This window comes from Pseudomaricurvus sp. ABR4_320 (genome assembly GCF_056159445.1).
Window position 1 is genome coordinate 1 of record NZ_JBSWVF010000132.1, and the last position, 242, is coordinate 242.

The window sequence follows — 242 nt, forward strand, 5'->3', positions numbered from 1 at the left end:
TTGTATTCCTCGCCCCATTGCCGCTTGAGGCGTGACACCGTGCTCGCCGATAAACCGCTGGCTTCCGGGCCCACCAGAACTCGGAGTGCGTTATCCATCTCGCCTGTGGAAATCCCTTTCAGGTACAGCCAGGGGAGCGCTGCTTCCAACGATTTCGTTTTCCTGACGTAAGGAGGAACCAGCGCTGAACGGAACGTCACCGCATGACCGTCTCTGGCTCGTACCTTGGGAACCTTCACCGT

At 58.3% G+C, this 242-nt stretch carries 1 protein-coding gene; it reads right to left on the reverse strand.

What is annotated here, in order from left to right; all coding sequences use genetic code 11:
* A partial coding sequence (locus ACXAFR_RS27690; protein ID WP_475183475.1) for a transposase occupies positions 1-242 on the reverse strand: 242 nt, incomplete at both ends.